Raw genomic sequence first — 13,270 nt, forward strand, 5'->3', positions numbered from 1 at the left:
GGCAGGGCAGGAGACCACCTGATGAAGCTGCAAGACCTCGATATCATTGTCACCGCCCCTCCTGCGCCCGGATGGGGCGGGCGATATTGGATACTGGTCAAAGTCACGACCGATACTGGGATCACGGGCTGGGGGGAATGCTATGCATCCTCGGTTGGCCCCGAGGCGATGCGCCATGTCATTCGGGACGTGTTCGAACGGCACATGCAGGGCGAGAACCCCGAAAACATCGAGCTGATGTTCCGCCGAGCATACTCCAGCGGGTTTACACAGCGCCCCGATCTGACGGTCATGGGGGCTTTTTCCGGATTGGAAATCGCGTGTTGGGATATTCTGGGCAAAGATCGCGATCGCCCGGTCTACGCCTTGCTGGGCGGATTGGTGAACGAACGCATAAGGGCCTACACCTATCTGTATCCCCTGCCCCAACATAATCTGAACGATTTCTGGACGTCGCCTGAACAAGCGGGCGAATGTGCCGCCGAAATGGTCCGGCGCGGGTTCACAGCCGTCAAGTTCGACCCCGCCGGGCCTTACACTGTTCGGGGCGGGCACATGCCTGCGATGTCCGATATCTCGATGTCTGTTGCGTTCTGCAAAGCAATCCGAGAGGCCGTGGGCGACAAAGCCGATCTGCTGTTCGGCACCCACGGGCAATTCAACACCGCGGGCGCAATCCGGTTGGGTCAGGCGCTTGAACCCTATTCACCGCTTTGGTTCGAAGAACCGACACCTCCGGACATGATTGAAGATATGGCTCGTGTCGCGCGGAACGTTCGGATCCCGGTCGCAACCGGTGAACGCATGACGACCAAGGCCGAATTCTCTGCCGTTTTGCGGGCTGGGGCGGCGGAGATCCTGCAACCCGCGCTGGGGCGTGCCGGCGGAATTTGGGAGATGAAGAAAGTCGCGGCCATCGCCGAAGTGTTCAACGCCCAGATGGCCCCACACCTATACGCCGGTCCGATTGAATGGGCCGCGAATATCCATCTGGCCGCGTCCATCCCCAACCTGCTGCTGCTTGAGACCATAGACACGCCGTTTCACGATCAACTCATCAACGGCTCATTGCAGGTTGAGGCCGGATTTGTCCCCGCGCCGACCGCACCGGGCCTTGGCATCGAGGTGAACGAAGACCTTGCACGGGCGCACCCTTTTAACGGTGATGGCCTGCATCTGCAGATGCAGGAAGAGCCCTGTGATTACGTGAACGGAAACGCCTTTCAAGGTGGTGCCCCTGCAACCGAGGGGTGACAACCCAATAGGTCTTGGGGCACATTGACCCAACCCATAGGTGTTAAACAGGCCACGCGTGACACTCGAAGACGACCAAACCGAACAAACCGAAGCTGCGCTATCTGAAATGAAAGAAAGCGCGGCTCGGGCCTCTGCGTTTCTAAAAACGCTCGCGCATGAGGGTCGGTTGATGATTTTGTGCCATCTGGCCGACGGCGAAAAATCCGTGGGTGAATTGGAGGCCTTGTTGCGTATCCGTCAGGCTGCGGTCAGTCAGATGCTGGCGCGCCTGCGCGCTGAAAACATTGTTGCAACGCGCAGGGACGGAAAATCCATCTATTACTCGCTGAACAACGACGGCGCGGCGCAGGTGATCGCTGTACTTTACGACATGTTCTGCAGCCCCGAAAGCGAATAACCCTTAGTTCGATACATAGCCCGCGATCACCTGCAACAGTTTGAACGCGGTTGCGGCGTCGTTTTCGACCACGGCCAGGAATTCCTCTTCACCAATACGCAGGCACGACAGTTCCGTCTCGGCGATCATGCTCAGCGCTCGAGGTTCCTTGCGGATCAGGCCCAACTCTCCGACCAGGGCACCGGGGCCGACCGTGGCAATCAACTGATCCACTCCGTCAGTTTGCGGAAGGTACAACCCGGCCTCCCCGTCCAGCACCACATAGGCACCGTCGGTTGGCTGATCGTCTTTAAGGAAAACAACCTCTCCTGCTTTGGCATCGAACCAGCGCGCGCCAAAGGCCAGCAGGCGCAGCTGTCGGCGGTCCAGCCCGGAAAACAGCGGTGTCTGTTCCAGCGCGCGCAGCTTGCGCGAGAGGTCAGCCGAGGCGGCACTGTCTTCTTCCACGTCCGCAGGTCCTTCATCCGAGACGACCCGACCTTGCCTGATTTCAACATACATGTCGAACACGCTCGGGTTTTCGAACTGGTCGTTCAGGTAGATCACCGTGGTATCCGGCAGCAGAGCGCGTAGATTTTTGTACACGGCCACTTTCGAGGCCATGTCATAACTGGCCAACGCGTCCTCAAGAATCAGAATATCCGGTTTCTTGATCGTCGCGCGCGTAAAAGACAGAGGTTCAGCAAAGACCGCTGGCAGGTTTTGACCACCCAGCGCCACCGGCACGTCATAGATCAGCTCAACCACCAACGGGCGCGCACCGTTTTCGCTCAATACATCCACGATCAGTTTGCGCGCCTCGTCCGAACGGGCGCCGCCGATCTGACTGACCTTTCCAAACAGGGCGTTCTCAAGAACTGTCAATCCGGGCGCGAATTTTGATTTGTCCAAGGGCACAAATACATCCAGCAACCGCTCCAGCAGCTTTTCGGAATGGCTATGTCGCAGCTCAAGGATGCGGTCCTTGAGGTCGTCGGTGAAGGCTGGTCCGATCTGTTCCGCCGAAATCACAAACGGAACGGCCAGCAGGTTTGCCAACTGTTCATCATTCAGCCCCGATACGCCCTCGTTCCGGGTCTTTTCGACAAGCTCGACCGCAGCCTCGTACGTTTGCGCCTCTAGTCCCAGTTTGCGAAACAGCGGGTGATCGGTGCCGTCCAGGCCGAAAATCTGGCGCAGCATCTCAATCACATCGCGTGTCAGGCTCACCAGTGTCTCGTCCAAACCAAATTCGCGCAACTGCTCAAGGAACACGGTCTGCTGCGCCAAAAGCTCTTGTGTGACGGGGACTTTGGGGGTGGCGAACAACAAGTTCTCCGCAACCGGCAAGGCAGGGTTATAGCGATTGCGGTCAAAGATCAGGGCCTGTTGCTCTAGCCCTGTTGCTTTCACCGCATCCTGAACCAAAGGTCGCAGTTCGACCAGTTTGTCGGCCAGCTCGGGATGCTCGGCGGCATCGAAGACCTGTTCGGCCCCGCGCAAAAACAGCGCCGCGCCGGAACCCATCCCGTCAATCAGTTTCAACCACCAGTCGCGCACCTCTTCAGCGCTGTCTAATCCCGCAGTCGTCGGGTCCAGCCAGTTTGCCTTGAAGGGGTCCGGGCTATTGCCGGCCCGCAACGTCTCATCATATCCGGGGTCGTTTGTTTCGGATGTCTGTGGCTTGAACCGCATCGGCATCATGACGTTGTCGCCCAGCGTACCCTGGAACATTACGGGTCGTGACGAAGCATACCCAATACGGGCGGCCACAACGCTTTGATGCAGCTCTGACAAACGGATATCACCGATCCGCACCCGGCCCGAGCTGGGCAGAATTTCCCGCGTCAGCAACTCGGCCATCGCACGGCGATCTTCTTCGCTGGGGGCCGCGATCCCGATGATTTTCCCGCTGGGAAAGGACAGGTCCAAATCATCCAGAACCTGGTTACCGTCCATATCGCGGACCGAAACATGGTCGAGCACGATGTCACCGTTCAGCCTTGGCGTGGCCTCGGGTTCGCCATCGAACAGTTTTTCGTCATGCATTCCGGAAGGTGCAAACCGTTCCGTCACCACGTCCCAGCGCAGCGACATGTCCTGTGTCTGGTTATAATAGGTCAGCAGTTCCTTCCACGGTGAGCTGAGATCCTTATACGCAGCCAGGGCCGCAACCAGCGCACCAAGCGAAACCGAACCCTGCAGGACCAGAAGACCGCCAACCAAATAGAACAGGAACGGTGTCATCTGCGAGATGAAGTTGTTTATGAATTTCATAAAGAACTTCTTCTGGTAGATCTCGAACCGGATACCAAAAAGGCGCCCCAGCTGCTCGGACACCATCGCCCGGCGGTATCGCCACCCGCCATTGGCCCGCAATGTGGATGCGCCCGCCGCGTTCTCGCCAATCTGGGCAGCCAGCAGCCGAACCTCCTGAATGCGTTTTTTATTCAGAAGGTTGATCTGACGCTGCAGTTTCGGAATCAGCCAGGCTTGCAGAGGGATCAGCGCGACTGCCGCCAGCCCAAACCAGAAGCTTTGCAGAAAAAGGAAGGACAGGATGGTGATCATCTGACCCGCCTGCAAAACCGGTTGGCTGATCGCGTCCCCCATGAGCCCGCCCATCGGCTCGCTTTCGGCGGTGACCATCGACACCAGCTCACCTTGGCTGACGCGTTCGAAATAGGGTTGAGGGAAACGCAACGCGCGGCTGATCAGCACGTACCGGAACCGGCGCAACATACGCTCGCTCAGCACGCCTTTCATTGTGTTGATGCGCATTTTCATCAGTCCATGCGCCAGCACCGCGATCAGAAACCCGATACACAGAATGATGAGGAATGTCGTCTGAGGCAGGCTATAACCCCAGACATCTACAACCGGGCTGGCCGCGCCAATCGCATCGTTGATGATGCGTTTGGGCAATTCGAGCGTCAAATAAAGTAGTGGAAACAACGTCGAGGTCACGGCCAGCAGAATCAACTGGTCGCGTTTCGAGTATTTCCAAATAAACTGGAAAATTGAACGTTCTATGGAACCTGCCCCTACTAAGGATCACCGAAACGATCTTGACGAAAGTGTCGTAAACCCAACACTCTGAATTTACCTTAGTCCAGCCAAAAGAGGCAAATAGTTTCCAATCTGATCAGTTAATTGCCGAGTGTGAACAAGTTCATTTGCGCAACCACAGATTAGTGCCTAGACTCTGTCTGGGACGATATCGGGAGGACTCATTTGACTGCCAGTATAGGCGCAGTGCTATTGATGCTCTGCTTGTTGCAGATCAAACATATGTTTGCGGATTTTTTTCTCCAGACTCCGAAAATGTTGGCAGGGCGCGGTGAGTATTTTCACGTGGGCCGTGCGCAGCATGCGGGCGTGCATGTCATCGGGTCAGTGATTGTCTTTTTGATTTTTGGCGCGCCGTGGTCGTTTATTTTGATCATTGCTGCACTGGAATGGGTTGTTCACTTCAATATTGATTTCGCCAAAGCTAGCTATTCGGACAAAAAACAACTGATGCCGACGCAAGCCGCGTTTTGGCGGGCTGCGGGTCTGGACCAGTGCCTGCACAACCTGACATACATCGCCATGGTTTGGGCCTGGGCTGAATTCGCGACCTGATCAGCGATTGCTTCAGGCGACGTTTTCCAGGGATTGCGGACAATACGCGTCCAGCCACATTCGATCCAATTGGTCGATTCTAGCGGCATCGAAACGTTCTTCTTCCTCCCAATAGCGACCAGACGAAACGAAGTAATTCAACTGTGCCTCTGCCTGCAGTGCCGCTTGCATACCCTTTGTCGAAAGCAGCCTGTCAGACATTAGGGTGTCAGTCGTCACCGAAGGAAAGACCAGCCGGCTTTCACCCTGCGACAGTCGAACCACGCGGCAGTTCTGCGCGGCACCGAACAAAGCCAACCGGGCGGATTTTGCCTCGAGCGATCGCAGCGTCACATCAGCGCGCAAAGGGTCGGCTGCTCCATTGCCGTAAAAATGGGTCTTGCCGTAATTCGGGTAAATCATGTCACAGCCAAAAAAGGCCAAGACGGCTGGCTGAAGCGCGGCCAAAGCCCAGTAACCAGCCGTAAACGCCATCGTGCCACCGGCATAAACAAATCCGCCAAACTTGTTTTGATGCGGAACGTATTCATCCGCCTCGACGATGCTTTGGCTGCGAACCAGCTCGTCCGGGCGATTGCAGATAGGGAAGTCCTCGGGATGGATGAGGAAATCCCAATCGTCGCGGATACGCCAGGCGTTGTTGATTGCAACGATGTGGGTAAACGGATCCCGCGACCACTCCCGAGCTGCAGCGGCGGCCGGTGCACTTCCAAGTATCAAAACGCGATGCATCGGTTCGACCATTCTGGGCCCTGCCCTTTTTAGTTCCCCGGAAGGATAGAGCGTTTTTTTTCCTTAACTACCCCAGTACAGAAAAACTGCTTTCTTCGTTGATCGGGCGCTTGCGGGAATAGAACCCCACATCAATGCTCCGCCCGATATAGGGAAGTTCGTATTGCAGCGGCTGCGCATCGTGATCCGCGCCCCCTTCACAATACGCGATCAGGGCCGTCATCATCTTGCCTGCGATCGGCGCGTTCTTGTACTGGTTCCCACTGGTCCCGCAGGCCATGTAGAACCCCGGCAGGTTGGATTTGTCATAGATCGGAATCCAGTCTGTGGATGCGTCATACAGGTCCACAACTCCGCGCGTTTTGGACGGGATGCCAAGACTTGGGACGCGCTGCGCGTATCGCATGGCCTGCGTTGTCCACTGGTCGGTGAAGTCGTGGTTGTAATCCACATCATCCTCGCACCACTGATGCGGGTCACATTCCGGATCTTCCGAGCCAACCAGAATGTGGTTGCCGTGCTCGGGTCGACAGTAGCAGGCAATATCGCTGTCCGAGACAATCGTTCCGTCGTTTTCGAAATCAAACCCCTCGGGTGCGGGGACGTGCACAACCTCTTGCCGCAACGGGCGGGTTTCGATCGTCATATCATCCAGGACACCCGCCATCTTGTTGATGGTCGCTGAGCCGGGGCCCGCGACGTTCACAACGACTTTTGCGTGGATTTCTTCGCCCGAGGCAAGTTTAACACCCGAAACCCGACCGTCGCTGGACAATATCTCGACCACTTCGGCACCAGTGCGCACTTCTGCGCCATGCAGCTTAGCAGCATCCATCAAGTTCTGCGCGGACAAAGCCGGGTCCGTGACATATCCCGCCTGCGGCCAGAACACGCCGCCCTGCATCTTGCGCCCGTTCGGGTGCCCGAATTCCGGATCATCCATCCGGCGCGCCGGCGCGAAACTGTCCTGCGAGTAGATCGGCAGGCGCTCACTGACTTTATCTGATGACCATTCTTCGAACGGGCAATCCAGATCGGCGCTGTTCTTCATGTGCTTTTCAAGCAAACCATTGGCATCAGTCTTCATCACCAGACAGCCGGTCTCGCGGAATTGCGCCAGATTAACATCCTCGGGCAGGCCGAGGTAGTCCGCCCAATCGCGCCAATAGTGGTAACCTTCCCATGCAAACGCCGTTCCATCGAAGGTCGAATAATGCATCCGAATAATCGCACATGACCCCGCGGTCGAACCGTGGCCAACCTGACTGTTTCGGTCCAGCGACAGGGTTTTCCAGCCTGCTTTGGCCATTTCAAAGGCGATGGCCGCGCCGATCACACCTGTTCCGATGATGATTGCGTCAGGTTGACTCATGAGGCTTCTCCCTTCCAATAGCGCGTTGAATAGGCGCTGAATTCTTCGACTTCTTCGGGCTTGGGCTCAACCCCGGTGAAGACATAAAGGTAATGCGGAACCATTGCGATCCGCGTGGACATTGGCTCATTCAGCTGGGCCAGATCGTACCCGATTTGCATATAGTACAGCACGCGCGCGCGCGTTTCGGCCTCGACCTCTGAATAGCCGTACCGCGCGAACATGGCGTGAAGCGCTTCGAGCCTGCGCGCATCTGACTGATCGAGCGCCCGGCGTACTTTCCCCGATTTGCGCGCCCAATCCCGGATGGCAAAGTCCAGCGCCGTATCGAACAGTTCAGTATTCACCACGCAACGGTGCACGTTGCAGACGGCTGCGGTTATCGTATCCGCCGGGGCCTTGGCCTGCGCGACCAAAGCCGCTGTATTCGTCGCATGCCAGCGCGCAAGCAGGGCGTCCAAAAGCTCTTGGCGGGATTTGAAGTACCAATAGAAGGAGGATCGTGACACAGCCATTCGTTCAGCCAGGTTCAGGACCTTGATTTGGTCCACACCGTCCGAGATCAGGACATCCATAGCCACGTTCAGCCAGTCGTCACGCGTGACCTTGATATTGCCGACCAAAGGCTCGGCTTCGGGGTCGTCCCTGTGCAGGATGGGCTTGGTACTCATTCAACTCTCCGGCGGAGCGCCGCCCTCAGCGGTACGGCGCGCAATGAACTCATGCAAGGCACCCATGCGGTCGCTGTCACATGAAGGCGCTTTGAAGTCAGACAGAATACTCTTCCAAACCGCGGTCGCGCGATGATTGGCATCCATCGATCCGCGCTCTGTCCAGGTTCCGAAATTTGCATAATCGTGCAAATGCGGTTCATAGAATTCGGTGTTGTACCGCTCCATCGTCTGGCTTGAGGCAAAGAAGTGCCCGCTGGGTTCAACTTCACTCAGGGCGGTGTCGAAACCGATCTCGGCTGTACCTGCCTGCGCCCCTGCACAAAGCTCGGCCACCATGTTCAGAACCTCGGCATCGCAGATCATTTTCTCAAAAGAAACGGTCAAGCCACCCTCCAGCCAACCGGCCGAGTGAATGATTACTGTCGCTCCTGCCATCAGACAGCCCCAAAGACCAAACTGGTTTTCATTCGCTGCTTGAACATCGTTGATGTTCGACGCTGATCCGGCAGCCGACCGCCAAGGTAGGCCCAGATGCCGGGCCAATTGACCTGCGGCAAGCGAAGCCTGGAAATGTGAGGGTGTTCCAAATGCGGGCGCACCCGATTTCATATCCACGTTGCTGGTGAACGTGCCATAACACACCGGCGCACCCGGCTTGGTCAGCTGTGTCAGCGTCAGCGCCGCCAGCGCCTCGGCATGCGACAGCGTAATCGCCCCGGCCACAGTAATCGGGGCCATCGCGCCCATCAGAGTAAACGGCGTGATGATCGACATCTGTCCATTGCGGGCGAAATCTATCAGCCCTTGCGCCATCGGTATGTCCAGCGTGCGCGGGCTGTTCGTATTGATGATTGTGTAGCAATGTGCGCCCGCCTGAAATGCATCATCTGACAGGCCCCGTGCGATGGATAGCATTTCAAAGCAATCCATCACCTGCGGCGTTCCGCGAGAGAAAAAGAACGGGAACTTGTCGGTCAGCTCCATCTGCGCCTGCGTAGTGAAGTAGTGACGCAGGTGAATCGGAACGTCCTGAGGCTCGACCTGAGGCGAGATCATCTGGAATACATCAAAATGATGCGTCAGCTTGAGGAACTCCAGATAATCCTGCCCTGTGGCGGGACGGCGGCCGCGTTCAAGATCTGTCGCGTTCGGTGCCCCTGCCCCCGGTTGAAACACCAAACTACCTAGCTCAAGTGTGAAGTCCCTGAGCCGCGCGCCTGCATGGCACGCAATCGACTTTGGTGCTGATGCAACGGCGGCTTCAACAATGTCGCGGCCGATAAAGACCATCTCGGTATCTTCATCCATCCGCGCGCCCGCTTTCGCAAAGAGACGCCGGGCTTCCGGAAGCAGGCATTTGACGCCCAACTCCTGAAGTGTTCGCAAAGCCGTTTCGTGCATATCCGCAATCTGGTCAGCCGGGAACACCTCCATCAACGGGAAGGGATTCTTCAACTGGCGATAATTCACGTCCCGACTGGGCGCAGGGGCGGCCTCGGCGCTTCGCCCGCGCCGTCGTCGCCCGCGTTCGGATGTTTGTCCGATCATGCTTAGCCCCTCATCGCTTTGCCCTGCGGGTCGTAAGGTGAAGGCGCGACAACCCTCGCGGGCCTCTCGACACCAACCACATGGACCGAAAGCTCTGTTCCGGGCGCGGCCTTGTCGCGGTTGACCAACGCCATTGCCAGTGACTTCCCAGTGTAGTGCCCGTACCCTCCCGACGTTACAAAGCCCACGCGCTCACCGCCCGCCCAAACGGGTTCGTAACCGCTTGCGTCCGCGTCATCGGCGTCCACTTCCAGTGTCACCTGTATCTGCGCCGGACCGTTTCCGTCGCGCTCGGCCACAGCGGCCTCTTTGCCGACAAAATTCTTGTCCCAATCGATCCATCGATCCATGCCTGTCATTCCCGGCGTGTAAAGCTGCGTGAACTCTGCCGACCAGATGCCAAAACTCTTTTCAAGCCGCGTTGACAGCATCGCGTTGAAACCGCACTCGCGAATGCCCTCTTCGGCACCGGCCTCCAGCAACATACGGCGCAGCTTGATGTGGTCACCGTAGCGGCAGTTGATCTCATACCCTTTCTCGCCGGTCACCGACATGCGGGCGACGCGCGCGCGGACCAACCCGATGTCAAAATCTCCACAGCCCATGAATTTCAGACCCGAGATGTCCTGTTCAGCCAACTTTTCGACCACGGCTTGCGACTTGGGACCAACCACCGCAAACCCGCAATATTCCTCGCCCAGATCCTGTACATTAACGCCGTCGATCATGTGATCGTCAAACCAGCGCATGTGCCACGCCCGCAAGTAGTAGCTGCCCATGATCCACCAGGTACCATCGCCCCAGTTCAGAACGGTCAGATCCCCTTTGAGCCGCCCGTTCTCGCCCAACATCGGCGCCAGCTTCGCCCGACCGGGCGCCGGCAGTTTTGAGGCCATGACTTTGTCCAGCCAAACCTCAGCATTCGGGCCACTGACCTCAAACCGGGAGAATCCCGAGATATCCATCAAGCCGACGCCTTCGCGGATTACCTTGCATTCGTCAGCTACGATATCGTGCGCATTCGACCGCTTGAGCGTCGGTGTTTCCTCGAACCCTTTCGGTGCAAAATACAGCGGCACTTCAAGATCCCAGCTGATGCCCCATTTACAACCCGCATCCGTCATCGCGTCATGCGCTGGGGCCATTTTTAGCGGCCGCCCCGCGGGCAGTTGCTCGTTCGGGTAGGTCATTACAAAGCGGCGGGAATAAAACTGGCCCGTGGTTTCACGGATATACCGCTTGTTCTGCGCAAAATCGCCAAAGCGCGCCACGTCCATCGGCCAAGCATCCGCCTCGGGCTCGCCATGGATCATCCATTCAGCCAGCGTCTTGCCGACGCCTCCGCCCTGCAGGAAACCTGCCATAACCGCGCAGGCCGACCAATAGCCGCGCTTGCCGGGAACCGGGCCGACCAACGGGTTTCCGTCGGGCGCAAAGGTGAAAGCACCGTTTACCCATGTCTTGATGCCTACGTTCTGGATCGACGGATAGCGTTCAAAGCCAAGCGTCAGCTCATTCTCGATCCGGTCGAGCTGTTCCTGAAACAGCTCCTCACCATAATTCCAAGGCGCACCGTCCATGGCCCAGTGTTCGTGATCGACCTCATAAATGCCAACCAGAACGCCTTTCTGATCCTGCCGCATATAGGTGAACCCTTCGAGGTCGACGGTCATCGGCATTTCGAATTCGGCTTCAGCGACCTCGGGGACTGTGTCGGTGATCAGGTAGTGGTGTTTCAGAGGAGACACCGGCAACTCCACCCCCGCCATACGCCCTACTTGCTTGGCCCAAAGGCCAGCAGCGTTAACCACGTGTTCACAAGTGATCGTGCCCTTGTCAGTGATGACCTGCCAGCCATCGTCGGTTTGGATCAGTTCTTCGACCTTGGTTTCTTCGTAATACTCTGCGCCCCTCTTTTTTGCCGCTGTCGCATAGGCCTGAACCGTGCCAGTCGTGTCGATATAGCCCTCGCGGTCCGCCCACATGGCCCCCAAAACGCCGTCGGTGGACATGATTGGGCAACGCCTTTGCGCCTCCTCCGGGTTCAGCAATTCGCAGTCATCAATGCCGATAGACTGGAAGATGCGGTAATTCGCCTGCAGCCATTCCCACCGTTCGGGCGTTCCGGCCAACGTCAGGCCACCGGTCATGTGCAAGCCGATATTCTGACCCGATTCCTTTTCGATCTCGCTGAGCAGGTCGATTGTATACGCCTGCAAGGACGCCATGTTTGGGTCCGCATTCAGAGCGTGAATGCCGCCAGCCGCATGCCAGGACGAGCCGGACGCCAGCCGCCGCCGTTCCAGCATAACCACATCTGTCCAACCAAACTTGGCCAGATGATACAGAACCGAGGCGCCCACGACGCCGCCCCCGATGACCACAACGCGATACTGAGAATTCATCCTGCGCTCCCCTGCATGTCTCACGAGGGACGCTAGAGGCACTGTTCACATCTGTCTAGACATTTCTGTACAGTTCTGCGCCTACCAAGAAACCGCCTTGGTGCGGCAGTTTTCAAAGTTGTGCGCTGGGACGGGAAGCGATCTTATCAAACCACGCTAAAGTGGCTGTGTTTTCTTGCGGAATTCGCTTTTTGATCACGCGGGCAAAGTCAACGAAGACAAAGGTGGAAATGTCAGCCAGAGTGAAATCTGAACCTGCGATAAACGCGCTTTCGCTCAGTCGCTGTTCCAGAAGCGAAAAGAAATGGTCAACGCGAGTTGAACCGCGCTGCGCCAGTTCCGGGATTTGCGCGTGATTCACCGGACCCGGAATTGCCCTGTCAGCAAAGGCTGGATGTGTATTCCGCAACGCCTCGGCTACAGGCGCGCCGCCCTGCTGTTCGACAATGCTGTTCCACATCAGAACCTGCCCCTTTTCATCCGGAGTTCGGCCCATCAAAGGTGGCTCAGGAAACCGCGCCTCAAGATAGGCGGCGATCCCTAGATTCTCAGTTAGCGTGCTGCCCTCATCCGTCACCAGCACCGGAACCGTTGCATTGGGGTTCACCGCGCGAAAGTCGTCACTGAGTTGTTCACCTTTGCCGATCGAGATTTCTCGGGTTTCGATATCCAAACCCTTTTCGGCAATGAACATGCGCGCGCGCCGTGGGTTGGGGGCCGTGGAACAATCATAAAAAAGCATCAGGTTCTCCCACCCTGTCAGCGGCGATAAATGAAACAGCGCCCCTCGACGGCCCCTTCAGGAAGGGACACTTCGGTCAAGGTATCGAAATACATCCGGTCGCTGGACACCATCAAACCACCCTCGGCTAATAGCGGCTCGATCAATGGTGAGACAAATCTGGCGAAGTCGTCGTTCTTTTTGCGGTTGTGACCGCCCAAGTCCGCGTGGATCAGACTGGCCGTGGCTCCGAACCGATCCACCGAGGCCGGTAGTGTTTCTCGCACATCCCCCAAAATCACCCGATCTGCGGGCGGCGTGGAATCCGGATGCGACGCCACGGCGCGCTCGAACACATAAACAGGTCGACCTGAAATATACTGCACCATGTGATGATAGGTGCGCCCGTTGCCCAACCCCAGTTCGAACACTGGCCCAGTCATTCCTTTGGTTTCAGAAATGGCGAAATCCAGACAGGCCCGTTGGGACACCATACGGTCGATGAACAGATCCAGGCGGCTTTGGTTGTCGGGCACGGGGAAATCTCTCCTTGATATCAGT

General features: G+C 57.2%; 11 protein-coding genes. 3 read left to right on the forward strand and 8 right to left on the reverse strand.

The window, feature by feature from the left end; translation table 11 throughout:
* Positions 1-21: 21 nt before the first annotated feature.
* The gene (locus AC2FIO_RS19995; protein WP_282170729.1) at positions 22-1,254 is read left to right on the forward strand and encodes a mandelate racemase/muconate lactonizing enzyme family protein; all 1,233 of its coding nucleotides are present in this window, start codon (positions 22-24) and stop codon (positions 1,252-1,254) included.
* A 109-nt stretch (positions 1,255-1,363) separates the two neighbouring features.
* Positions 1,364-1,654 carry an ArsR/SmtB family transcription factor gene (locus tag AC2FIO_RS20000; RefSeq protein ID WP_282170800.1) on the forward strand — a complete coding sequence of 97 codons (291 nt, stop codon included), beginning with the start codon at positions 1,364-1,366 and terminating at the stop codon, positions 1,652-1,654.
* Positions 1,655-1,657: 3 nt separating this feature from the next.
* On the opposite strand, the gene AC2FIO_RS20005 is transcribed toward AC2FIO_RS20000, so the two are convergent.
* Positions 1,658-4,654 carry a cyclic nucleotide-binding domain-containing protein gene (locus tag AC2FIO_RS20005; protein WP_496699755.1) on the reverse strand — a complete coding sequence of 999 codons (2,997 nt, stop codon included), beginning with the start codon at positions 4,652-4,654 and terminating at the stop codon, positions 1,658-1,660.
* A 243-nt stretch (positions 4,655-4,897) separates the two neighbouring features.
* Between AC2FIO_RS20005 and AC2FIO_RS20010 the strand changes: the two genes are divergently transcribed.
* Positions 4,898-5,257, forward strand: a complete 360-nt coding sequence (locus AC2FIO_RS20010; RefSeq protein WP_373455762.1) for a DUF3307 domain-containing protein — start codon at positions 4,898-4,900, stop codon at positions 5,255-5,257.
* Between the two features lie 12 nt (positions 5,258-5,269).
* Here the strand turns inward: AC2FIO_RS20010 and AC2FIO_RS20015 are convergent, their stop codons facing one another.
* From AC2FIO_RS20015 to AC2FIO_RS20045, 7 genes are all read right to left on the reverse strand, one after another.
* Entirely contained in the window at positions 5,270-6,001 is a 732-nt protein-coding gene (locus AC2FIO_RS20015) for a hypothetical protein (RefSeq protein WP_496699722.1), read from the reverse strand.
* A gap of 55 nt (positions 6,002-6,056) precedes the next feature.
* The gene (locus tag AC2FIO_RS20020; protein WP_496699723.1) at positions 6,057-7,361 is read right to left on the reverse strand and encodes an NAD(P)/FAD-dependent oxidoreductase; all 1,305 of its coding nucleotides are present in this window, start codon (positions 7,359-7,361) and stop codon (positions 6,057-6,059) included.
* Complete coding sequence (locus AC2FIO_RS20025) at positions 7,358-8,032, reverse strand: TetR/AcrR family transcriptional regulator (RefSeq protein ID WP_282170725.1); 675 nt, start codon at positions 8,030-8,032, stop codon at positions 7,358-7,360. The genes AC2FIO_RS20020 and AC2FIO_RS20025 overlap by 4 nt, the downstream gene beginning before the upstream one ends.
* The gene (locus tag AC2FIO_RS20030; RefSeq protein ID WP_496699724.1) at positions 8,033-9,583 is read right to left on the reverse strand and encodes a trimethylamine methyltransferase family protein; all 1,551 of its coding nucleotides are present in this window, start codon (positions 9,581-9,583) and stop codon (positions 8,033-8,035) included.
* A gap of 2 nt (positions 9,584-9,585) precedes the next feature.
* Positions 9,586-11,988, reverse strand: a complete 2,403-nt coding sequence (locus tag AC2FIO_RS20035) for a GcvT family protein (protein WP_496699725.1) — start codon at positions 11,986-11,988, stop codon at positions 9,586-9,588.
* A 112-nt stretch (positions 11,989-12,100) separates the two neighbouring features.
* The gene (locus AC2FIO_RS20040) at positions 12,101-12,730 is read right to left on the reverse strand and encodes a glutathione S-transferase family protein (RefSeq protein ID WP_282120742.1); all 630 of its coding nucleotides are present in this window, start codon (positions 12,728-12,730) and stop codon (positions 12,101-12,103) included.
* 17 nt (positions 12,731-12,747) lie between these two features.
* Positions 12,748-13,245, reverse strand: coding sequence for a class I SAM-dependent methyltransferase (locus AC2FIO_RS20045; protein ID WP_496699726.1), 498 nt, complete (start codon positions 13,243-13,245; stop codon positions 12,748-12,750).
* Positions 13,246-13,270: the final 25 nt, after the last annotated feature.

This window comes from Ruegeria sp. CDSB086 (assembly GCF_059611065.1).

Excerpts from the sequence above, each read along its gene's own strand:
- AC2FIO_RS20035 (WP_496699725.1), bottom strand. The coding sequence starts at position 11,988 with ATGAATTCTCAGTATCGCGTTGTGGTCATCGGGGGCGGCGTCGTGGGC.
- AC2FIO_RS20000 (WP_282170800.1), top strand. The coding sequence starts at position 1,364 with ATGAAAGAAAGCGCGGCTCGGGCCTCTGCGTTTCTAAAAACGCTCGCG.
- AC2FIO_RS20030 (WP_496699724.1), bottom strand. The coding sequence starts at position 9,583 with ATGATCGGACAAACATCCGAACGCGGGCGACGACGGCGCGGGCGAAGC.
- AC2FIO_RS20015 (WP_496699722.1), bottom strand. The coding sequence starts at position 6,001 with ATGGTCGAACCGATGCATCGCGTTTTGATACTTGGAAGTGCACCGGCC.
- AC2FIO_RS20040 (WP_282120742.1), bottom strand. The coding sequence starts at position 12,730 with ATGCTTTTTTATGATTGTTCCACGGCCCCCAACCCACGGCGCGCGCGC.
- AC2FIO_RS20020 (WP_496699723.1), bottom strand. The coding sequence starts at position 7,361 with ATGAGTCAACCTGACGCAATCATCATCGGAACAGGTGTGATCGGCGCG.
- AC2FIO_RS20025 (WP_282170725.1), bottom strand. The coding sequence starts at position 8,032 with ATGAGTACCAAGCCCATCCTGCACAGGGACGACCCCGAAGCCGAGCCT.
- AC2FIO_RS19995 (WP_282170729.1), top strand. The coding sequence starts at position 22 with ATGAAGCTGCAAGACCTCGATATCATTGTCACCGCCCCTCCTGCGCCC.
- AC2FIO_RS20010 (WP_373455762.1), top strand. The coding sequence starts at position 4,898 with ATGCTCTGCTTGTTGCAGATCAAACATATGTTTGCGGATTTTTTTCTC.